At 44.1% G+C, this 22,772-nt stretch carries 19 protein-coding genes, 1 tRNA gene and 1 riboswitch; of the genes, 11 read left to right on the forward strand and 9 right to left on the reverse strand.

From position 1 onward, the window contains the following. Positions 1 to 84: 84 nt before the first annotated feature. Positions 85 to 255 carry a hypothetical protein gene (locus tag PH235_RS08215; protein ID WP_272161874.1) on the reverse strand — a complete coding sequence of 57 codons (171 nt, stop codon included), beginning with the start codon at positions 253 to 255 and terminating at the stop codon, positions 85 to 87. Positions 256 to 368: 113 nt separating this feature from the next. On the opposite strand from PH235_RS08215, the gene PH235_RS08220 reads away from it, so the two are divergent. Both PH235_RS08220 and PH235_RS08225 read left to right on the forward strand, forming a co-directional pair. Continuing rightward, complete coding sequence (locus tag PH235_RS08220) at positions 369 to 1,274, forward strand: helix-turn-helix domain-containing protein (RefSeq protein WP_272161875.1); 906 nt, start codon at positions 369 to 371, stop codon at positions 1,272 to 1,274. Between the two features lie 415 nt (positions 1,275 to 1,689). Then, positions 1,690 to 2,265 carry an NADPH-dependent F420 reductase gene (locus PH235_RS08225; RefSeq protein WP_272161876.1) on the forward strand — a complete coding sequence of 192 codons (576 nt, stop codon included), beginning with the start codon at positions 1,690 to 1,692 and terminating at the stop codon, positions 2,263 to 2,265. 407 nt (positions 2,266 to 2,672) lie between these two features. Here PH235_RS08225 and PH235_RS08230 read toward each other — a convergent pair. The 5 genes from PH235_RS08230 to PH235_RS08250 all read right to left on the reverse strand — a co-directional run bounded on the left by PH235_RS08230 (position 2,673) and on the right by PH235_RS08250 (position 6,906). Continuing rightward, positions 2,673 to 2,745 (reverse strand) — tRNA-Arg (locus tag PH235_RS08230). A 113-nt stretch (positions 2,746 to 2,858) separates the two neighbouring features. Then, positions 2,859 to 3,125, reverse strand: coding sequence for a hypothetical protein (locus PH235_RS08235; RefSeq protein ID WP_272161877.1), 267 nt, complete (start codon positions 3,123 to 3,125; stop codon positions 2,859 to 2,861). Positions 3,126 to 3,535: 410 nt separating this feature from the next. After that, entirely contained in the window at positions 3,536 to 4,780 is a 1,245-nt protein-coding gene (locus PH235_RS08240; RefSeq protein WP_272161878.1) for an aminopeptidase, read from the reverse strand. 603 nt (positions 4,781 to 5,383) lie between these two features. Further along, a complete protein-coding gene (locus PH235_RS08245) occupies positions 5,384 to 6,283 on the reverse strand; it encodes a hypothetical protein (protein WP_272161879.1) in 900 nt (299 codons plus the stop codon). 173 nt (positions 6,284 to 6,456) lie between these two features. After that, entirely contained in the window at positions 6,457 to 6,906 is a 450-nt protein-coding gene (locus tag PH235_RS08250) for a flavodoxin (RefSeq protein WP_272161880.1), read from the reverse strand. Between the two features lie 631 nt (positions 6,907 to 7,537). Between PH235_RS08250 and PH235_RS08255 the strand changes: the two genes are divergently transcribed. From PH235_RS08255 to PH235_RS14560, 7 genes are all read left to right on the forward strand, one after another. Continuing rightward, positions 7,538 to 10,030 (forward strand): CoA-disulfide reductase, encoded by a 2,493-nt coding sequence (locus PH235_RS08255; protein ID WP_272161881.1) that lies wholly within the window; start codon positions 7,538 to 7,540, stop codon positions 10,028 to 10,030. A 716-nt stretch (positions 10,031 to 10,746) separates the two neighbouring features. Continuing rightward, a riboswitch (cyclic di-GMP riboswitch) is annotated at positions 10,747 to 10,832 on the forward strand. Positions 10,833 to 10,929: 97 nt separating this feature from the next. Continuing rightward, the gene (locus tag PH235_RS08260) at positions 10,930 to 11,493 is read left to right on the forward strand and encodes a WxL domain-containing protein (protein WP_272161882.1); all 564 of its coding nucleotides are present in this window, start codon (positions 10,930 to 10,932) and stop codon (positions 11,491 to 11,493) included. A gap of 261 nt (positions 11,494 to 11,754) precedes the next feature. After that, positions 11,755 to 12,786 carry a DUF916 domain-containing protein gene (locus PH235_RS08265; RefSeq protein WP_272161883.1) on the forward strand — a complete coding sequence of 344 codons (1,032 nt, stop codon included), beginning with the start codon at positions 11,755 to 11,757 and terminating at the stop codon, positions 12,784 to 12,786. A 590-nt stretch (positions 12,787 to 13,376) separates the two neighbouring features. Continuing rightward, positions 13,377 to 14,366: a Gfo/Idh/MocA family protein gene (locus PH235_RS08270; RefSeq protein WP_272161884.1), complete on the forward strand. Its 990-nt coding sequence runs from the start codon at positions 13,377 to 13,379 to the stop codon at positions 14,364 to 14,366. Between the two features lie 479 nt (positions 14,367 to 14,845). Next, on the forward strand, positions 14,846 to 17,785 hold the full coding sequence (locus tag PH235_RS08275) for an SIR2 family protein (protein ID WP_272161885.1): 2,940 nt from the start codon (positions 14,846 to 14,848) through the stop codon (positions 17,783 to 17,785). Positions 17,786 to 17,847: 62 nt separating this feature from the next. Next, entirely contained in the window at positions 17,848 to 18,027 is a 180-nt protein-coding gene (locus PH235_RS14555; protein WP_334223636.1) for a hypothetical protein, read from the forward strand. Between the two features lie 6 nt (positions 18,028 to 18,033). Next, a complete protein-coding gene (locus PH235_RS14560; RefSeq protein WP_334223638.1) occupies positions 18,034 to 18,183 on the forward strand; it encodes a hypothetical protein in 150 nt (49 codons plus the stop codon). 132 nt (positions 18,184 to 18,315) lie between these two features. Here PH235_RS14560 and PH235_RS08285 read toward each other — a convergent pair whose 3' ends face one another. Continuing rightward, positions 18,316 to 19,032 carry an HNH endonuclease gene (locus tag PH235_RS08285; RefSeq protein WP_272161886.1) on the reverse strand — a complete coding sequence of 239 codons (717 nt, stop codon included), beginning with the start codon at positions 19,030 to 19,032 and terminating at the stop codon, positions 18,316 to 18,318. Between the two features lie 405 nt (positions 19,033 to 19,437). On the opposite strand from PH235_RS08285, the gene PH235_RS08290 reads away from it, so the two are divergent. Together PH235_RS08290 and uvsE are read left to right on the forward strand one after the other, a co-directional pair. Beyond that, positions 19,438 to 19,572 carry a hypothetical protein gene (locus PH235_RS08290; protein WP_272161887.1) on the forward strand — a complete coding sequence of 45 codons (135 nt, stop codon included), beginning with the start codon at positions 19,438 to 19,440 and terminating at the stop codon, positions 19,570 to 19,572. Positions 19,573 to 19,630: 58 nt separating this feature from the next. Beyond that, a complete protein-coding gene (gene uvsE, locus PH235_RS08295) occupies positions 19,631 to 20,890 on the forward strand; it encodes a UV DNA damage repair endonuclease UvsE (RefSeq protein ID WP_334223637.1) in 1,260 nt (419 codons plus the stop codon). A 107-nt stretch (positions 20,891 to 20,997) separates the two neighbouring features. Here uvsE and PH235_RS08300 read toward each other — a convergent pair whose 3' ends face one another. Together PH235_RS08300 and PH235_RS08305 are read right to left on the reverse strand one after the other, a co-directional pair. Then, positions 20,998 to 21,444, reverse strand: a complete 447-nt coding sequence (locus tag PH235_RS08300; RefSeq protein WP_272161889.1) for a YhcH/YjgK/YiaL family protein — start codon at positions 21,442 to 21,444, stop codon at positions 20,998 to 21,000. 284 nt (positions 21,445 to 21,728) lie between these two features. Then, positions 21,729 to 22,724: a tyrosine-type recombinase/integrase gene (locus tag PH235_RS08305; RefSeq protein ID WP_272161890.1), complete on the reverse strand. Its 996-nt coding sequence runs from the start codon at positions 22,722 to 22,724 to the stop codon at positions 21,729 to 21,731. Positions 22,725 to 22,772 lie beyond the last annotated feature (48 nt).

A 22,772-nucleotide genomic window follows, 5' to 3' on the forward strand; every position in this document is an offset into this window, starting at 1 on the left:
CTGCTATAGGTAGTCTGCAGGTTAGGATATGTGTCCTAACCTGTTTTTTTCCTTTTCCGAGAAATTCGAAGTTGCCAATAATTCTTATCCTATAAACCAAATCATATTAGTGGAATATTTTTCTGGTGCTTTTGCTACTTGTTCATGTTGAATATCCTTGCTGGACAGGTTGTCATCGGTAGTTAAATCCTTTAAAATTAAACTACTGCTACCAATTACTCCTAGGACTATGGACAAAACGATAAACTTCTTCATGACAGCGACCCCTTTTCTAAAAAAATATTTTTCTTGATAGTTTTATTATAAAGTAGAAAAATGCAATTTGCTCCAATTAGTCATATAATACTATTAATAAGAAGGTGAAGCCCATGAAAAAAGATTTCGGAGATGTATTTAAAGAAATCAGGATAGATAGAGGTTATTCTCAACAGTATGTCGCAGAAGGCATTATGGGGCAATCTGCGTACTCCAAAATAGAAAGAAATGAAATAGAACCTACTTTTCGAAAATGGTTAGCAATCCTGGAAAAGCTGAATGTTTCCGTAGATGAGTTCCGCTACATACTGAATAAAGAAAGTTTGACCACAAAAGAAAAGCTGATCAATGAATTCTTTTCGTTGAATTATAATCACCCTGATGATTTGAATTTGCTTAGAGACGAGATAGCCACTTACTTAAAAGAAGTGGAAGATTATTTGTTAAGGAATCTTTACTACGCATGCGAAAGCTTAATCATTTTAAATGCAACTCAAAACGTAGAAGAAGCACAATTCTTTGCCAAGAAAATTTGGGAGCGGTTGGACAAATTTGATAAATGGTATTTACTGGATATCCGATTAATAAACACCATTTTATTTATTTTCCCCATTGATGTAGCCGTCAACATTGGTGAAAGAGCGACCAAACAATTAATCCCTTACCATAAGCTGAAGGAAGCTGAAGTTCTATTGATCAATATAGATGTTAATTTAGCTGTTTTGCTGATCGATGATAAAAAATATCCTGAAGCTCTTTCCTACTTGGAAAAAGTGATTCCTTTATGCAAGAAATATCAAAAGTATAACCAATTAGCAATTTCCTATGCCAGAAAAGGGATCATTTTACAGAAAACAGGAAAAATTGATGAAAGCTCCGAGTATATTGAGAAGGCGTACGCTATATTGAACGCGATTGAAGACACAAAGCTGATAGATGATTTAGAAAAAGAACTTTCGTATTATTTGGATATGGGATACAAAGGTCCGCTGCAATTAGAGATTTCGCCGCAGGAATAGGGAGTTCCGCCTTAGAAAAATCAAATAGAGGTTACTGCTCCCGCTCATAAAGCACAGAAAATCCGGCTATCCAGATCAAATGGATAGGCGTTTTTTTGCCTGGTGTCGATTGAACGTAAAATGAAAGACAGCGAACAGTCGACGAAATCCGAATCGGTTTGCTGAACGTAAAGTGAAGGACGACGAACAGTCGACAAAATCCGAATCGGTTTGCTGAACGCAAACTGAACGGCAACGAACAGCCGATGCTGCCCACATAAGTCGACGATTCGTAATGAAAGGTATGTTCAACATCCGATAACACTCTTCAAGAGCAAAAATTTCCTTTCCATCCGGCAAGTGACTATAATAAGGATGTAAGTGTTTACGAAAAGTCAGTACGCTTCGTTGCAACATCCAGAAGGAGGAATGAAAAATGGCAAGTATCACTATTTTTGGCAAAGGGAACATGGGAAGTGCAATCGGGGGTAATTTTGAAGCCGCAGGGAATGAAGTTACGTACCTCACAAAGGATACACCTGTGGAGCAACTGGGTGAAATTGTGGTTTTATCAGTTCCATATCCGGCTATTGCCGGTATATTGGATACCCATCGCGACCTGTTTGCCGGGAAGATTGTCATCGATATCACCAATCCATTGAATTTTGAAACGTTCGACAGCCTCGTTGTGCCGACCGACAGCTCAGCAGCAGCGGAAATCGCCAAGGAACTGCCGGACGCGTCTGTCATCAAAGCCTTCAACACGAATTTCGCCACTACCTTAGCAACCAAAAAAGTGGCGGGTGCCCACCCAACGACAGTTTTGTTGGCGTCCGACGACAAGGAAGCCAAAGACAAACTGGTTGCCGCATTGGAAGGCAGCGGACTGGCGTTCATCGATGCCGGCTTGCTGAAGCGAGCCCGCGAGCTCGAAGCTATGGGCTTCCTGCAAATTTCGCTCGCTGCTGCCGACAAAATCAGCTGGACGGGCGGCTTCGGTATCTTCAAATAACTATTTATCTAACACTGATAATATACGTAAAAGAATCGGATACCCGATCTTTTATTGAGTAGTGTCGGTCGAACGCAAAATGAAGGACGACGAACAGTTGACGAAAGCCGAATCAGTTTACTGTACGCAAAACGAAAGCCGACGAACAGTCGACACAACCCGAATCAGTTTGCTGAACGCAAAACGAAAGACGACGAACAGTCGACACAACTCGAATCAGTTTGCTGATCGCAAAGTGAACGGCAACGAACAGTCGACGCCATCCGTATCAGTGGTGGTTCGAAATGAAAGTTATGTTCAACTTCCGACAACCATCCTTAAATATAAAAAGTATCGAACGCTAAGACAAACAAAACTTCCGACAAATTAATAAAATTGTCGGAAGTTTGTTTTTTTTGTTTATATGACGGCCCTAAGAAGAATTGAACTTCCGACACCTCGTTTAGGAAACGAGTGCTCTATCCGCTGAGCTATAGGACCAACAGAACACTAACCATTGTATCACTTATTGCGTGCAATTTCCACACTCATTTGAAAAAAATCCTGTGAGATGAATATCGAGCAAAAAGGGCAGCCAATCAGCTGCCCGAAACTCATTCATTTTCCAATGCGTCAATGCGTGCTTCCAAATCGGAAACGGTACCTCTGAGCTCAGCGATTTCCGCTTGCAGGCTCTCGATGTCGGCGGGCCGGACTTCGCCGTTCGTTGTCCCGCTCATCTGTTGGAAGATGAAAGTGAGGCCAAAAATCAATATGACTGCCCCGAAAATATACAGCCAACTCTTGCTGGACGGCTTTTCCGGTTCCACCGCATGCGAAACCTCCTCGAGCTGCTCCATTGTTTTCTTTCGATCAATCACGGTAAACACCCTGCTTTCGTGAAGACTTGTCTGACTATCTACCCACATTATAGCCCATCCAAAATCAGAACAAAAGTAATGTACTGCGGGGCTAGGAAAACTTAAGAAAACGGTTGCTGAATCGTAGTGGGTCCTACGGTGAAAGGTCCGCTCGCCGGAGTAGGGGTTTCCGGTAATAGTCCTTCTCCTGTGAAGGAATGTTGGCCGGATGTGAGGGCTGGGCAGCACGCTCTGCTCTGGGGAGCGGGTCCTCGTCGAAGTTGACGAACCCTCATAAACGCTACCTCCGGCGCACGCACCCTCGGTCGGAGAGAGGGCAACCCCTAGGAAACACCCCGGCGGCCTCCAGCCGCCCCAACCACACAAAAAGCCTCCCGTACCCGGGAGGCCAACCAAACTAACAAATAACTCTAGAACGCCCAATCCCCATTACGGAAGATCGGCATAACAAATCCGTCCTTACGGATCCCATCAATATTCATATCAGCGGACCCGATCATGAAGTCCACGTGCGTAGTCGAGCGGTTCAGGCCGGCTGCAGCAAGCTCTTCTTGCGTCATTTCGGTACCGCCAACAACACTGGATGCGTAAGCGGAGCCCAGCGCCAAGTGGTTGGAGGCATTTTCGTCGAATAGCGTGTTGAAGAAGACGATGCCGGATTGCGAGATTGGAGACGGATCCGGAACCAAGGCGACTTCGCCCAAGCTGCGTCCGCCTTCGTTTTCTTCAACCAAGCGGCGGATCGTTTCTTCGCCTTTTTCGGCGGTCACTTCGGTCACTTGGCCGTTCTCGAAGCGGAACGTCATGCCGTCGATGATGTTGCCGGCGTAGCTCAGCGGTTTCGTCGATTTCACGATACCGTCGATGCGGCGGAAATCAGGTGCGGAGAAGACTTCCTCGGTCGGCATGTTGGCGATGAACTTTTCGTTCTGCGCGTTCACGCTGCCGGCGCTTTCCCAGATATGATTTTGCGGCATGCCGATCGTCAAATCGGTTCCGTTCGGTGCTGTGTAATGCAGCGTGTCGAATTGCTCGGCGTTCAGCACATCGGCTTTCGATAGCAGGCGCGCTTCATGCGCATCCCAGGCCGCCACAGGATCGGCTTCGTAGACGCGGCACGTCTTGAAGATTTCGTTCCACAAGGCGTCGACTTGTTCCTCTTCGGTCGCCAGATCAGGGAAGACTTTCGCCGCCCATTTCGCGCCGGCTGCGGCAGCGACGGTCCAGCTCACTTTGTTGGCTTGGGTCGCGATGCGTTGCGCATCGAAGGCGACGTTATTAGCCTTTTGCGCTGCAGCCAACTTCTTGCCGTCGACGCCGTTCAGCGCATCCGGATCGGCCGAGCGGACAGAAAGGCGGCTCGCTTTCTTTTCGATCATGTCGAGACTTTCATCCACTTTGTATTGCGGGATATTCGTCATTCTCTCCTCGGACGTGTGCAGATACGTTTCGCGGGTGACGAAATCGTCGGTCCACTTGACGATGACTTCCTCGGCGCCCAGCGCATAGGCCTCCTTCGTCAACAGACGCGCGAACGGTGCCTGCTCGACGTCGACAGTGATGACGATCGTGTGGCCTTTTTGAACGTTGATCCCTTTCGAAACCAACAACTTGGCGTATTTTTGCAGATTTTCTTCAAAATTCGGTAATACCATTGTGTATTCACTCCTATGTTTTAAAAAAGTACTGGCACTATCATAGCACAACTTACCTCTAGAGAATAGATAAGTTTCCCATATATTTGTGTAATATTGACCCCGAAACGCAAAAAAACTCAGCCGAAGCTGAGCTTTGTCTATTTAACCTTGGGGGGATTAAACAGAAGCTGGAACCACAAGGGCTCCTGTAATTGATATAAAATCGATTACATGTACTATATTCTCATATGACCCGCAAGAATGCAATAGATTTTTTTGTGAAATGAACAAATTGGTTAAGGGAACAGAAGTCTGCCGACGAAGGGATTGAGCCCCTCGCTCCTCCGAAAAGGGCTGGCTTCGCCGGAGCTGACGCTCGTCATGGCCCGTCAACTCCGACGAGGACCTGCTCACCGTAGAAGAGCGAACCGCTGATACCCCAGCTCCGGCCAACAATCTCTCGCAGGAGGAGAGCTAATTACCGAAAACCCAACTCCGTTGAGAAGTGCGCTCATCGGAGAAGCCAGGATTACCGCTAAACCCCGAGTTTTGCGCTCGTGCTAAACCCAAAAAGGAACCGAGGGTCCTCAGACCACTCGGTTCTTCACATTTATATACTCTTCAAATTACTTTATCATCCTCAACCGCCAACACTCCCAAAGTCGTCTCCAGCTCGCGTTTCTTCGCTGCCAAACTTTCCATAACATCCTCGGTGCTGTCCTGCAGCTTCTTCAGGTTTTCGATATTCTTCTCAATGATAACTTTCGTTCCCCAATCGGAGAAGAGGTTGTCGAAGAAGATGTCCAGAGCGCGTTGGGTGGAGGAGATGGTCTCGAGGTCACTTTCGAAGACGAAATCCAGGTCGCGCAGTTCCCGCGCAAAAGTATAGACGGTCTGTTCAAGGTGTAGAAGCGAGGCTTCTGCGGCATCCAGCTTGTCGTGCTTCAGGAAATCCAGGATGAGACTGCTATCGGTGATCAGATCCCAAGTCGAAATGGCATCGGCAGCATCGAGACCGCTGATGATATCCGACAGGGATTCCAACACTGCGATTCCGGCTTGTTCGGCTTCGTTGGTCTCGCGCCATTCGTGCTCAAGGGCGAGAATCTGTTGTTGACGTTCGCTCACGACCTGATTCATGTTCGGATGTTTGCGCAGGACGTCTTCCTTGATGTTGCGCAGCCGCAGCTTCTTCTCTTCGATATCCGCTTCGACTTCTTTGACTCTGCGGGCGGCGGCGATCTTCATCGCGTAGGCCTTGTCGAATTCGACTTTGGCGCCGATGATTTCGCGGTACTCTTTGTCATAGCGGCGGTCGAAGTTGCCGAAGAGCTTCAGGAGAGTGTTCGAGAAACTGTCATTGCGCAGCCGTTCGAGGTCGCGGTTCTCCTTTTCCAGCATCGCAATGGCCTTTTCCAGTGCTTCTTGGTATTTTGAAAGATTTTCTTCGGCATTGAAAAGCTTGCGGGCCAAGGACCCTAACTGGAGCATCAATATTTCATATTCCATTCCGACATCCATCATTATCCTCCTCTCTGTTTGTAAAAAATAAACGGCTTCGTTCCAAAAAAACATTTATACAAGGTAAAACATAAGCGCTTTCCTGCATTTTAAAAAAGAAGAGCCAACCGCAGGGATTCCCGAATGTTAACTCTTCCTTTATTGTGATGATGTAATGAATAGGTGCGTCTAGCTTACTTATTCAGGGCGTCTACCATTGATTGCGAGAATTTCTGCAGGTTCGCGATATCCTCTTCTTCGGCGTTCAAGTCGATCTTGACGTTTTCAGCGCCGATTGTTGCGCCGAATTTTTTGAATTGCGCTTCGAAATCATCCACTGCTTTGCAGTAATATTCATAGAACGTATCCCCAGATCCCACAACGCCAGCGATTTTACCAGTGAAGTCGACGTCTTCCATCTCTTCATAGAAGTCCATGAATTCGTCCGGCAGGTCGCCGTCGGATCCGTATGTGTAGGTCGCGACGATGTTCATGTCATATGCCAAGAAGTCCTCCGGTGCGACTTGCGTACATTCTTTTACTTCGACGTTCACACCTAATGCTTCCAATTGGTCTGCGACGATATCGGCGATCTCCTCGGTGTTCCCTGTCAAACTTGCGTATACGATTAATGCTGATGCCATTATATTTCCCTCTTTCTTCTCACGGTTGCTTTCTAATCAAAGTATACCAAAGTTCCATCCGGTTGGCATCAAATAATCACAGATTTGCGACAAGGGGTTCCACGGCCGCACAGCTGTGACGAGCGCGGCCTTTGCCGGAGGTGGGGCGAGCGTAAAACTCTCACCTCCGGGGAGGCGTTGTTCGTCGGAGGACAGAGTGCGATTACGCGCTCAGCTCCGGCTGGGTTCCGGTAACAGGAGGAGGATGGATTAGCGGAACCACAACTCCGTTGAGAGGGGCGTTCACCGGAGGAAAGCACCAGCTCCGATTAGGGTTGGCTTCGCCGGAGCAGAGGCGAGCGCAAATCTCTCACCTCCGAGGAGACCTTGCTCGCCGGAGGACAACCTCTGTCCGCGTGCTCAGCTTCGGCGAAAGACCGGTAACAGGATGAGAGCGGGTCACCGGAAGCCTAGCTCCGACGAAAGCGCTTTTCGTCGGAGCTGGGCGGCACTGACGGGCCGGCATTGAGAGTTTGTGCAAAAAGTTTTTAATATTTTCGACACATTTCCCTTTACAAATTATACCTACCGGGGTATTATTATCTGCATACAACCGAAACTTAAAAACTTTGTGAAATGAGGATTATATAGAATGAAACGTAAAATTGTGATCATCGGCGGCGTAGCCGGCGGAGCGACAGCAGCAGCACGCTTGAGAAGATTGAATGAAGAGGACGAAATCGTCATCTTCGAAAAGGGTGAATACATCTCTTTCGCGAACTGTGGCTTGCCTTACCATATCGGCGGCGTAATCCAAGAACGCGATAACCTGTTGTTGGAGACAGTCGGCGGCTTGGCCAAGAAATTCAACATTGGCATCAAGAACTTCAGCGAAGTCGTGAAGATCAACCGCGGCAAAAAGACAATCACAGTGAAACACGTAATAACAGGCGCTACAACAGAAGAAAGCTATGACAAGCTGATCATCTCGACTGGCGCAAAACCGATCAAACCGGCCATCGAAGGCATCGATGACGCGAAAAACATCTTCACTTTGCGCAATATTCCGGATATGGACAAGATCAAAGCCTACATCACTGAGCACCAAGTGAAACGCGCGACCGTGATCGGCGGCGGCTTCATCGGCTTGGAAATGATGGAAAACCTATGGGAATTGGGCATCCACGTATCCTTGGTCGAAATGAGCGACCAGGTCATGGCACCGATCGACTTCGAAATGGCGCAATCCGTGCATGCGCACATCGATATGCATAACGTGCAATTGATCTTGAGCGACGGCGTCAAAGCCTTCGAAGAGAACGGCATGAAAGTCCGCTTGAACAGCGGCAAAGTGCTGAATACAGATATGACGATCCTATCCATCGGCGTGACACCGGAAAACGATTTGGCTATCGAATCCAACTTGGAAACAGGCTTCAGAGGCGCAATCGTCGTGAACGACCAACTGCAGACATCCGATCCGGACATCTTCGCAGTAGGGGACGTCATCGAAGTGACTGACTTCGTCAACGGCAGCCCGACAGTTGTGCCATTGGCTTGGCCAGCGAACCGTCAAGGCCGCTTGGTGGCTGACCACTTGAACGGTATGGATGTCCGTTACAAAGGCACGATGGGAACTTCCGTCGCGAAAGTTTTCGAATTGACAGTAGCGGCAGCCGGAAACAACGAAAAAACTTTGGAACGTATCGGCACCGACTATAAAGTCGTGCATATTCATCCGAACTCCCATGCTGGTTATTACCCAGGGGCTTCCCCGTTGGACATCAAATTGTTGTTCGGCTTGGACGGCAAAATCTTGGGTGTGCAGGCAGTCGGTATGGAAGGCGTCGAAAAACGCGTCGACGTCATCGCGACAGCCATGAAATTGGGCGCGACCGTCTACGACTTGCCGGATTTGGAATTGGCATACGCACCACCGTATTCATCCGCAAAAGATCCAGCCAACATCGCCGGCTATGTGGCTTCCAACATTCTGGAAGGCACGATCGACACTTTCCAATGGCATGAAGTCGACGGCCTGATCGCAAGCGGCGCGTTCTTCCTGGACGTCCGTGAAGACTTCGAATTGGCGACCGGCGTATTGGGCAATGCCTACACAATCCCATTGGGCGATGTCCGTGCGCGCATGAGCGAATTGCCGAAAGACAAAACGATCCATGTGTTCTGCCAAGTCGGCCACCGCGGCTACAACGCAGCCCGCATCCTGATGCAGAACGGCTTCACCGTCAAGAACCTGGACGGCGGCTACAAAACTTACAAACAAGCAAACACGACTTTAAATTATAAAGAAGAAGCGCCGGAAGAGGCGGTTCATGTGGAACCAACACACGCGAAGCCAGCCCAACCGGTCGGCAACACGATCCAAGTCGATGCCTGCGGACTGCAGTGTCCGGGTCCGATCCTGAAAGTGAAAGAGAACATCGACAAGATGGTCGACGGTCAGGAACTGATCATCGAAGCATCCGACTTCGGCTTCCTGGCTGACATCGCAGCCTGGACGAAGAACACCGGCAATACGTTGCTCTCGAAAGAAATCGACGGTAAGATCGTTCGTGCCCACGTAGCGAAAGGCAAAGCTGGCGCAGCACCAGCCGGTTTCAACCAAGCAGCATTGGCAGCTCAAGCGACACAAGCACCTGTCCTGCAGGAAACGAAAGACGGCGCAACGATGGTTGTCTTCAGTGGGGATTTGGACAAAGCCTTGGCTTCCTTCATCATCGCCAACGGAGCAGCGGCTTACGGCAAGCAAGTGACGATGTTCTTCACCTTCTGGGGCTTGAACGTCATCAAGCGTCCGGAAAAAGTCAGCGTAGCGAAACGCGGCATGGAAAAAATGTTCGACATCATGTTGCCGAAACATGCCGGTAAATTGCCGATCTCCCAAATGAACATGGGCGGCATGGGCTCGAAGATGATCCAAGCCGTCATGAAACAGAAGAACGTTGACAGCATCCCTGTCATGATTGCGCAAGCACAAAAAATGGGCGTCAAGATGGTGGCCTGCACAATGTCAATGGACATCATGGGCATCAAAGAAGAAGAAATCATCGAAGGCGTGGACTTCGGCGGTGTAGCAACTTACATCGGCGACACGATGGATGCAAACTTGAACCTATTCATCTAATAAAGCAAGAACTTTAGGCTCCCGCTGCGGCGGGGGCTTTTTCTTTTGACATTCAGATGTTTTTACATTCTGAATAGCCGACGGAACCCGCCCCCGTCGGCTGATCGTGAAGCGAATGATACCGAACAGCCGACGAAAAATCAGGGTGTTGACTAAATGGAGAGCGAATGATACCGAACAGCCTACGAAAAGCGGGGATGTCGGCTGAACGAAGGGCGAAGAATACCGAACAGTCGACACAAGCTAAATCCCTCGACTGAACGAAGAAATCAGGATGTCGAATAGTCGACACAAGTCGTTCCTGTCGGGTGTACACCCAGGACAGTATCCGGAACACCCGACAGCCTGTCGATCTCTCGGCTGAACGCATACCTGTTGGACACTGGCTTGCCTTTTATTCGGGCGCTCGCTCATGGGTGCGCTTTTTTTCGTGTCGGCAAAAGTGTTGGGTATAATTTCAGATATTTTCACTTTTGTCTAGCTTAATTTGACAATTGAGCAATTTAGAAATATAGTAAATATAGAAAGATTATTTGGCAAAATATATGACAAATTCAGATTATTCCATTGAATAGTAAAATATTTTCAAATAGTTTCTCTGCGATAAACCTGCTTTCTGAATTATTATTACTAGGCGGATCGATTATTGATAAAACAGCTCAAAGCGTTGAGCTGAATGATTTTTCCGAAAACCTCAGTATATAATTGCGGAAATGCAACGATAAAGGCAAACCATCTGAAAAGGTGGGACGCAAAGCTAAAGGGCCTTCTGTATAAAAACGGGTGGTAGCCAGTTACCGAAAGGGGTTTTCATTGAGAAAATATTAGAAAAAATTGGTTAATCTGTATACAGTTTACAAATTCGTACGACCAAATCGAAAAAGAAAAGGCGGGATAAAATGTTAAAGAAAATGAATAAAATAGCAGCTATCACAATGTTGCTAAGTGTAATGGGAACGAGCACAGCCTTTGCTGCAGAAACTACAACAGGAGTTACAGGTACCACCAATGCGACAATTACTGGGTTTACAGCTGGCAACTTTGATGCCGTAACCTTAAATGGTACCACTAAAACAACAACTTCCGCAGTATCCCCTATCACACTTACTGATGCCAGAGGTACTGGTGGTGGTTGGGATGTAACCTTGAAGGCAACAACATTTACAAATGCTGAAGCTGCTCATAGCGCCCTAAAGACATTACCCCCTAATTCGTTAGCACTTGGGGTTGTATCTATCGAAGCTGGTACTGATTCTACACCTGTTACGAATATAGTGATTGGAAGCGGTGCAATCGATAACCCTAGCGGTGTCACAATTTTAGATGCAGGTATAAATGAGGGGATGGGAATCTATACAGTAAATATAGCTCCTATGACATTGACTTTGCTCCCTAAGGATGCTAAAGCAGGTACCTATACCTCAACTATTACGATGACATTTGCAGAAGGGCCAAGTATTTAATCTAGCTTAAGATGATTTCTTAAAGGGGCTGGGACAAAGACCTAGCCTCTTTCTTTTGCCTACCAATTAATCGTAAACGTGTTCCAAAAGCAGACCCGATGTTACTTCACGAATAATGCTCAGATGGTCCATGATCAATCTCCGCTTATTCGTTCCAGTGATTCGGGTCTAAACTTTTTTGGCTCGCTCTTTTAAGTTTAAGTTGGTATTATTAATACTGAAATGAAAAATATGACTGTACAGATTTACGGAGGGAAATTTATGAAGTATTTTAGAAATAGTGCAGTTTTTTTGCTTGTGCTAACGGCAGTTTTAGGCATAGCAATGTCTCCACAGGTAGCAGCATCCGAGGCGACAGAGCTACCCATGTCGATAAAAGCCATATTGCCTGACAACCAAAAAGATGGAGTCAGTGGGTATTTTAATCTGCAGGTAAATCCAAATGAAAAGCAAACAATTTATATTGAAATCAAAAATAACAAAAGCGAAGATATTTTGGTGAACTTAACACCGACAAATGCATACAGCCAAACCACTGGCGGCATATTTTATGATGTGGATGTAGACTCTCTTGACACAGCAATATTAGATGAAGCTTTTGCGTTATCCCAAAATATTTCAATGGAGAATGAAGTCGTAATAAAAGCAAATGAGACTATCGAAGTTCCCATTGAGATTACCGTCCCCAATATGAATAAGGGCACGATTATTGGGGGAGTACTTATTGAAGAAGAAGTAGAAGTTAGTGAACAAGCAAGTGAAACCCTTAAAAAGGATACCGCTCAATTCAAAGTTATAACGAAAACAGCCTTTGCAATAGCCATACAGCTCGATTTGCCAGGACAAGCAGAACCAGCGTTCTCATTTGGCGAAGCGGGCTTTAATGCAGTCGGCCCAAAAGTTTATATTGAGATGCTCAACGATGCACCCATCATTCAAAGACAGATCGCTGGTGAATATAAAGTGTCTGACGAAGAGGGAAAAGAACTTTTTTCAGGCAATTTTGAACCTATAATCATGGCACCGAAAACTAAAATAAATTTCTCTATGAACTGGGACAGTTCTGCACTGGAATCAGGAAAATATACTCTTTCTATTACTGCCGATGTGGCGGGAAAGGAAATGCTTGTAGAAGAAAATTTTGAAATCAACAATGACTCGGTTGAGGAATACAGCGCACGAGCGAATCAGCCCATTACTCAAACACAAGGAGGAATTCCTTATTGGGCAGTAATTATTGCAGTAGTTATTTCTGTGGGCCTTACGATTTTGTTCGTAAAAAAAAAAAAATAGTAATCAAAAGCAGAACAAGCTGATCTCAACAGAGCGTAAGAAACGGTTCGGAAAATAAATAATAGCGTTACAACCGTAGCTCACGAGTGCTCCACGACTAAAACGTAATCCCTCAAGACATTGAATCACACCTATTTTATATGCAAAAAGCGATGACTTTCTTTTTGACAAATAATTAAGTATAGAGAAAGTCCGCATGCAAATGAGCAGCACGTTGGATGTGGAACAGCCGACGAAAAGCAGATGCGTCGGCTAAACGGAGAGCGAAGATTGCCGAACAGCCGACGAAAAGCAGGGATGTCGGCTGAACGAAGGGCGAAGAATACCGGACAGTCAACACAAGCTAAATCCGTCGACTGAACGAAGAACTCAGGATGTCGAATAGTCGACACAAGTTGTTCCTGCCGGGCGAACGCCCAGGACGGTATTACATCTGTAGATTCTTTGTCCAAAGTAGCAATAAGCCCCCGAAGCGACGTAATCGCCTCGGGGGCTTGTTCTGTATGAAGCATTTGTGCAGGTAAACCAACCTACGGTCGCGTATAATAGGCTATACATAGAAATGAGCAATCGCAGAAAAGGGGATGGGTATGAAAGAGACTGTATGGGGAATGATCGGCTGCGGTGACGTAACCGAGAAGAAAAGCGGACCAGGGCTCTACAAAGCGAACGGGTCCCGATTGAAAGGGGTATATAACCGCACGGAAGACAAGGCACATGATTGGGTGAAACGCCATGGGCACGGTCAGGTGTATGCGACGGTCGAGGAGCTGCTGGCGGACGAAGAAATCACGGTAGTCTACATCGCCACACCGCCGGCCACCCATTTCGACTACGCCATGCAGGTGATTGCGGCGAACAAGGTGCCGTTGATCGAGAAACCGATGGCGCGCACATTCGAGGAATGCCAAGCGATACTTGACGCAGCCGGGGAGAAAGGCTTGCCGGTATTCGTCAGCTTCTACCGCAGGGCGCTCGAAAAATTCCAGAAAATAAAGGAATTGCTGGATGAGGGAGCGATTGGGCAACCGCAATTGGTGGAAATACGTCAATACCAGCGGCCAGCACCCGAAGACTTGGATAAGGACGACTTGCCTTGGCGTCTGTTGCCGGCCGCTGGAGGCGGGAAGGACCTGGATATCCAAGTGCATGTGATCGATTACTTGGCTTATTACTTCGGTGATATCACCGCAATGACCGGCATCGTCGAGAACCGGTCTGGACTCTATGAAGTGGAGGACACCGTCTCGGCCTCCTTCCGCTTCGCGAACGGCGTCGTCGGGTCGGCCGCCTGGTGTTATGTCGCCGACTTCAATCTGGATGAAGTGACGATCATCGGTTCGGAAGGGACCTTGTTCTTCGCAGGCACGAGCTTCGAGTGGATCCGCCTGATTAAGGACGGCGAAACCACGACCTACACTTTCGAAACGCCGGAGCATGTCGCCATGCCATTCATCCAGACCGTCGTCGACGAATTGAACGGCCGCGCTAAAAGCCCAGCGGATGCCGCTAGCGCAGCCAACGGCATCCGGATGTTCGATGAGTTGTTGAAGGATTACCGGGAGAGATATGAAAGCTGATCCCAATATGAAATTCAATGATTGAATTTCATCAGGAACTCAGTATGTAAGGAGCATCCCTAATTCAATCAGTTATGCCAGCCTGAATATCGACAACCTGCTGTAGTGGGTGCTTTTTCTTTCGACATTTGGTCTTTTTTTGAATGTTTAATCGTAGATAAAAATTAAGGCTGTCGGTTGAACGAAGAATGAAGACAGCTGAACCACCGACGAAAGGCAGTACAGTCGTGTGAAGGTTCAAGGCTGTATCAAAACTGTTTTATTGAAACAGAGTAGTTTTATCTAAACACGTTTATTAAAACAGGCTCCATATGTGCAGAATATTATATGTCAGCTTATTCTTTTTTGAATTGATAATATGCTATGCATTTCAAGATAATAGATTATTTTTATTCAAAAATCGTCAATATAAGGTTAAAATGAGTACGAAGTAGGCACTTGATTTGTTGTGGTGGAATTTATAGTGGAGGGACTTGCAAATGTTGTTATCAGAGAAAATACGAGATATTAGACAAGCTAGAGAGAACAATAAATTAGTAGTATTTGTAGGAGCCGGTGTATCAGCTAACTCAAATATTCCAACTTGGGGAATCTTAGTTAAAGAGTTCGCAAAAGAGTTAAATTACTTTGAGGACAATACAAACGATGAATCAAAAGGAATTATCAAGCGAGAGGCGAATCTAACCCAGGATGAATTTCTGAAAATACCTCAGTATTATTACGATTCGGATGAAAGTCATGATTATAAAAACTACAAAGAGATAATTCAAAGAACTTTAAGTTCAGATTCACCTTCAAATGCGATTAATGACATTATATTTAAGCTACTACCTCACCACATAATTACGACTAACTATGATAAATTACTAGAAAACTCAAACGATCCAAATGTGCGACTCTACTCAGTTATTAGTGAAGATAAACATCTTTTGGCCCAAAATAACAATCGGTATATCATAAAAATGCATGGAGATATTGATTCATTAGATAATATTGTGTTGAAGGAATCTGATTACATTGAATACAGCCAGACTCATATTTTGATTGAAACGTACATCAAATCCTTGCTAGTTGATCATACTTTTCTATTTATTGGATATTCTTTGAATGATTATAATTTGAAGCTGATCATGGGATGGATTAACTACTTAGCAAAAAAACATGAGGCAAACCACAACAGACCAAACAATTATATAATTCAAATTCAAGATGGTGAAATCAAGGCTTATGAAAAATTATATTTCGAGATGAGTAATATATACATTTTGGATAGCAAGAACCTTCCAGAAGCAATACTACAAAAGAATAAAGGTGTAGAATTACCTGAGATAGGGAAAAAAGTATATTCCTATTTGGATTATATTTTGGATGAAAAAAGTGACTATTTAGTGGATCCTCTCGAAAATATACTATTTGATAAATATCAGATTTTTACAGGGTACAACAGAATATCGTATGAAGATTTGAGAGCAATTCATAAATTCAACAATTCTGTTTTGAAGAGAGATATACTCTATTTTTATCAAGAAGAAGATTATAGGTCTTTAGAATCGATATTGAAGTCGGAGTCTCCAAAAGCGGACTTTATCCGTTCTGTGATAATAAGAACAGGCATAAATTTAGTGCAATTTGCAGACGAACATTTTCCTGTTGCGTCGATGTTGATTAATGTTGATGAAGATAAACTCTTTGATCTTTATATTGAGAATAGATATGTAGACTTGTTATTAAGATTGGACAATATCAAGAACAGAATTGCCAAGGCTTATTACTATAATTTGGTATTTCCGTATGGTAATAATGGAGAGTGTCAGTACGAAATGTTTAATGCTTTGCATGATCTCAAAGAGTCTGACAGTATTTTTGATTTGATTGTTTTTAAAATGAATTCTTTGTTTCTAAAACAAAGGAATTTTAGTGAATTCGAAATAGAGAGAAAGGAAATAGAAAGCATATTTGACAATCTTCCTATGAAGGTAAGCAAATCCTTAACATACCTAAAGAAAATATATTACGGAATGGAAAGTAACCTGTATAAAGCAAATGAAATGCTGAAAAAACATGAAAATACATACTTAAGAAGTCGCAATAGATTAGTGTATGGGCAAGACTTTGGAGAGATATTTGATTTACAGGCAATCGTATATGATTATTATTTCTATTTAAAGGGAAATTTTCTGATGCTTGATCATTTTAGTGATCCCAAAACTCTGATAGAACCCTATTTAAAAGCTGTTATCTGTACATATGCTCCAGAGAACAATCTGAATAGTGATATTTTTGGACAAAGAAAAAACGAACAGAAACAATACCCTTTAAATTCAGTAGATTTGGATATGTTTGTAAAGTATACCAATCCAAAGCAATTAGAAAAATGGTTTAGCGAGTATAAAGTTAAGTCAATTACTGTGGATGAGCATGTTGAAATAATAAATAAATTTGAGAACTTTTGTGTTTCAATGAGAATATATGCAAATGTTGAAATGTTAACACAATTAAATTCTTTCTTAATTATAATTACTAAACTTGAGCTATCAAATGATGAGGTAAAAAGAGTATTATTGGGCATTAATATGTCTATGAAAAAAATAGGGAAAATGAATGCGACAATGGATAATGATTTTTTCAAATTGCTTGCCATATTTTTGAAAAAAAACACAGGAAAAGCAGATAATGCGTATAAAGATTTGTTAGCATCATTTATCGCAGAGGAAGTTGTTGAAACAATCGAAGTAAATGATTTTTATGGATATAAAAATATAATAACTCAATTATCCATTTATGCAGATCAATCTATTTTGAAGAAAATAGAGGATTTTATAGAAAAAAGTACAACTGATAAGATCAAGAAGAAGCGTGTTTATTTGTTTCATAAATTTTTAAAACAAGAAAAATGGAGAGACTATATATTAGAAAATTTACGGGAATTCAGCAACGAGGAGATATTTTGGTTAATTATTGATGATAACATACCATACTCCGATTTGATTTTGACAAAATTTCTAGAAGTTATTGAGAAAGAAAAAGATAAGAGAGTAAAGGCGCCAGGGATCTATAGCTATCCAGATCATTTACAAGATACTCTTAATTATTGCGTATTACTAAAATTATTTGATGTCCCGATTCCTGTTGAAAAGTTTGTTCCCTACATTGAATACTCGGAGCCATTGTCATTTTTAGTTAACCCAGATGAATTTGATTATAGTAAGATTGATACTTCTGATTATATGTGGGTAAATTTCTTCAGAAATAAAGACTTCGCGGATAAATTAATTGAACATCGAAAAGATATTATAAGTAAAGAATTGCTACGTAACTGCGCTAATGATGTATTAACTACTGATCAAATGAAAATTTTGTATGGAATGTTACTAGATAAAAGTGAACTGTGGAACATCGAAGGACTATTCAAAGATTAGGGTTTGATAATTTATAATATCCAACTTTCCAAGAATGACATAAAAGAGAAAGGATGAGGTCTATGTCCATCGGCTATGCCTGCCTCAACATCGGTACACCGAACACCAATATCCGCAGCGTTATGCAGCGCAACGCGACCCCGGAGAAGCTGACGGAGGTGACCGCGCATAATCTGGCCGCGCTGGAGAAGATGATCGACTACAACCGCAAGAACAACATCAAACTGTTCCGCATCAGCTAGGATCTGATCCCGTTCGGCTCCAGCCAGGTCAACGCGCTCCCTTGGTGGGACATCCACGCCGAAGCCTTCCAGCACATCGGCGCGAAGATCCGCAAGAGCGGCATGCGGGTGTCGTTCCATCCGGGCCAATACACCGTCCTGAATTCGCTAACTTAATCAAAGGTCTTATCATTGAGTATAATCTATCATTTATTAAAATAAATAGGGTAAATTACAGATAGTTTATTAGATTGTATTCTCATAATTTTATCCGATGAAAGTGGATTCTTCACAATTAACTGATGTTCGCTAATTAAAATTAAATGCAGCGCCTCCATTGTATGAAGAGTGCATATTCGACATTTTAGTTCCACAATAATTTATGTACTCCTCAGTAACAGAAAGCTCTAAATCTCCGGATTTCATAATTAGGGTAGATACAACAAGTTTGCGAGGAGGAGCTATATGGATGTTAATCACTGTTCTATTATTTTCCTTAAGTATGAATCGATTTTTCACATTAATTATATCGAAACTATTTAAATTGAATATCATCTCGTTCTCATGAATTGCGAATACCAACTTATTATTTTCATCAAAATAATTTAAACTAATGAGTAGGTTACCCTCTTCAAATCTGGCGGTTATTATATTACGATTCATGAACCTAACAATGACGCGTTCTGCATCAGTAAAATGCTTTTCTTTACTTGTATTAGATCCTAATAAAACTTCGAATTCATCTCCATAATAATTGATATGATAATTTGGAGAAAGAAGTTTCCCTTTATTATAAGGATTTTTTGATTTTAACGAAACAAAATCTTTGTCTATCAAACCTTTTGTAACTTCAGAATGATGCATTGGGCACAGTAATGTTAAATTTTCTAGTTCGTGTTTCTTTTCGACATGCCATTCCTTTATATGTTCATATTCCACAATTGGGTTTCCGCAAATAACACAACCATAGTAACATTTTTTTCTCACTTCAGCTTTGATAGCATTTGAAATTTTTGGTCTTGACACAAAAACACCCCTTTTCACTCAAATTATACATCAATATGTAGCAACTTTCTTCTTTGTATTCAATAAAATTTTGCAATTAATTTTATTGGATAAAAAGTGAACTGTGATGATTTTCATTATATTTTTGGAGAGTAATCAGTTCTTCATAAATTCCGACCTTCAAGTGACAAAATACTGTTTTTAAATATCAAGTGTCAGTAAAGTAATAAAGATTTTAGTTTGTTAATCCCCACTATTATCACTTCGATGACGGGTATCGTTGAGAACCGAGCCGGATTCTATGAAATGATAATAGTGGGTTCGGAAGGGACCTTGGTCTTCGAGAGCACGAGCTTAGAATGGATCCACCTAGTCAAGGACGGTGAAAAAACGCTCTACACCTTCTAAAAACCGGAGCACGTCGCAATGCCGTTCATCCAAACAGTCGTTGACGAACTAAACGGAAAAGCGAAAAGTCCCGCCGATGCTGCCAGCGCAGCTAATGGTATCCGGATGTTTGATGTGCTGCTGAAGGATTATCGTAAAAGATACGAGCGCTAAAAAATGTAACGCAGTAATCGAGTTCCATCGGGAACTCTGAACGAGAGGAGGAACCCCTATGTCCATCGGCTATGCCTGCCTCAACATCGGCACGCCCAACACTAACATCCGCAGCCTCATGCAGAAGAACGCGACCCCGGAAAAGCTGACGGAGGTAACGGCGCACAACCTCACCGCCTTGGAGCGGATGATCGACTACAACCGCAAGAACGACATCAAACTGTTCCGCATCAGTTCGGATCTGATCCCATTCGGCTCCAGCCCGGTCAACGCGCTTCCTTGGTGGGACATCCACGCCGAAGCCTTCCAGCACATCGGCGCGAAGATCCGCAAGAGCGGCATGCGGGTGTCGTTCCATCCGGGCCAATACACCGTCCTGAATTCGCCCGACGAAGATGTCGTGGCGCGCGCTATCCTCGATCTCGCGTACCACGCCAAAATGCTGGAGTGTCTGGGCGTCGACAATCAGCACAAAATCGTCCTCCATGTCGGTGGTATCTATGGGGATAAAAAAGAAGCACTTGAGCGCTTCGAACAGAATTTCCGCCGTCTTCCGGAAGCTGTCCGAAATCGGCTCATCATTGAGAATGACGACAGGCTCTACAATATCGAAGAGGTCCTCGAGCTGGCGCACCGACTCCAGATCCCGGCCGTCTACGATAACTTGCACCATGCCATAAACTCGCCTAAATCGGGAGGCACCGACCCATACTGGATCGCCGAAGTTAAAAAAACTTGGAAAGCAGCGGACGGCAACCAGAAAATTCATTACTCCCAGCAGGCGCCAGGCAAACGGCCGGGCGCGCACACCGATACGATCGACTTGGAGACTTTCCTGACCTTCCACGAACAGCTGGAGGACAAACAGATCGACATCATGCTGGAAGTGAAGGACAAGAACCTGTCCGCCATCAAATGCCAAAACGCGACCACAGCCGTTCCAAAAACAGTACTGTTGGAAAAAGAGTGGGGCCGCTATAAATACGCCGTCCTCGAACGTTCGACCGCGGTCTATCAAGCCATCCGCACACTGCTGAAGGACAAAGAAGCCTATCCGGTTCAGGAATTTTATCGCCTGATCGATACCGCCTTCGCCGAAGAACTCCACCCCGGGTACGTCGAGAATGCCGCTGCTCATGTCTGGGGCTACTTCAAGAAGCACGCGACCGACGCCGAGCGCAGGCAGTATGAAAAGAACCTCATGAATTACCGCAACGGCAGCGGAACGCGCGCAACCTTGAAACGGCACCTTTTCAGATTGGCGCAAAAATATGAATCCGAGTATCTGTTGCAGTCGTTGTATTTTTACCTGGATTGAAAAGCATACGTAAGGAAATGTTTCTAGGCTATTTGCATTCCCTGGATAATCAAAAAGAAGCCAGAACCGGGATTGCGCGAGCAACTCCGGTTCTGGCTTCTTTGGCATTACATTTTTACTTTCACGACGACTTTCTTGACCGGGGCCGGTTCGTCTACCGCCAAACCCGGGCGGTGGGCATCCTGTGGCGCGAACACCGCGAACTGTCCAGCATGCAGCACGAAATGATCGCCTTCCGCATCGAAGAAGTAGATGTCATCGTCAGGCCGATCCTCTGTCTTCACGACGTTATCCAGCGCTTTCCAGCCCATTTTTTCGCTGCCTTCCACGATGTACTGGATGTCCGTATACGTGTAGTGCGCTTCCCAGCGGCATTCCTCCGGCAGATGCGTCTCATATTCCTGTACCAACACGAACACCGCATCACCATCGATTTCGTAGCGTCCCACAGGTAAAGCTGCCAAATCCGTTTCTCTTAAAAATCTCAGTCCCTTATACAGCGACTCGTTCAAATTCTTATAGAAATCCATATTTGCCAATGCATCAATGATCATAAAAATATTCCTCCATCCGTTCGATTGTGAATCGATAGTACCAGTATAGGGCAGATTCCTTCGATTGAATAGGCTTACACCACATTGTTGCGATTTCTGTCGCAACTGGGAAGCGTGCTGCACCTATGACCACCTCCGATGAAGAGGGAGTTCGTCGGAGTACAGTAGGGAAAAAATGTCATCCACCTGATGGCTGGCTTACAGCATTTCAAAAAGTAATCAGTTTGTGCCAGAAAAACAAGCAATGAAAGAATCACCATTATTAATTTGTGTGGAGCATATCATTAGTGGACATATTTTTTATGAGCACTTTGCTTTCTTTCTTCGGAAACTTTCGCATAGCGAAGAGTCGTAGAGGGATTCACGTGTCCTAGGAGGCTTTGCAAGTCAGCCAACTCTATACCATTGTTTAAAGAAGTTGTTGCCATGGTATGTCTAAAGATATGCGGGGTTAATTTTTTTGATAGGTTGCATCGATCGTTAATGTGTTTAATTTCTTTGCCGATTGCCCCCGGATGGAGCTGGCGGTAGGGTCGAATAGAAGTAGAAAATATATACTCGCAGAAATTTTCTTCATATTCACAGACATCAATGTATGCTTTTAAGTGGAAAATCGCTGTAGGCGTGAGATATACAATCCTTTCTTTATTACCTTTTCCTATTACAGGCAGTGCGCCTGTGTGCCAATTGATATCTGCTTTCTTCATACTGCAGACTTCAGACAGTCTGCATCCAGTAGAGAAGAACAACTCGACAAAAGCACGTTCTCGCAAGGTTAAACAGGAATTTCTGACATCTTCCATCTCCAGGGGAGTCAAAGCTTTCGGTAATCTGCTTTCCTGCTTTAAAGGTTTAATCTTTGAAGCAGGGTTATGCAGAAGTAACTCTTCTACGACTAACGAAGCAAAAAACGCCTTGATTACGGATAGCTTTTTTGAAATAGTGCTGTTTTTTAGATTTGGATTTAGAGTTAAATAATTTCGAATATCTGTTGTGGTTATAAGCGCAACGGGTTTTTGCGTGTAGTTTGAGAATAGCCTTAGTTCTTCTTTGTAATTCATAACAGTTTGGATGCTAAATGCTTCAACCGAAATGGCACTTAAATACAAGTCCAACTTTTCTTGGAAATCATTTTCTAAATTATCAGGCGTTTTCTTAGTAATATCATAGTTTTGGAGTATTTCTTCATAGTGCAACTTCAGTTTGATGTGATCTGCATTTGGCAAGGAAATTTTACTCGCTATCTCTAACTCATATAAAAGTTGCCGTGCATCAGTCATCTTTAGATCCCTCCATACGAATAAATATCTTTCATAGTAAGTATACTC

The sequence above is a fragment of the Trichococcus sp. K1Tr genome, assembly GCF_028309625.1.
Classification (GTDB): domain Bacteria; phylum Bacillota; class Bacilli; order Lactobacillales; family Aerococcaceae; genus Trichococcus.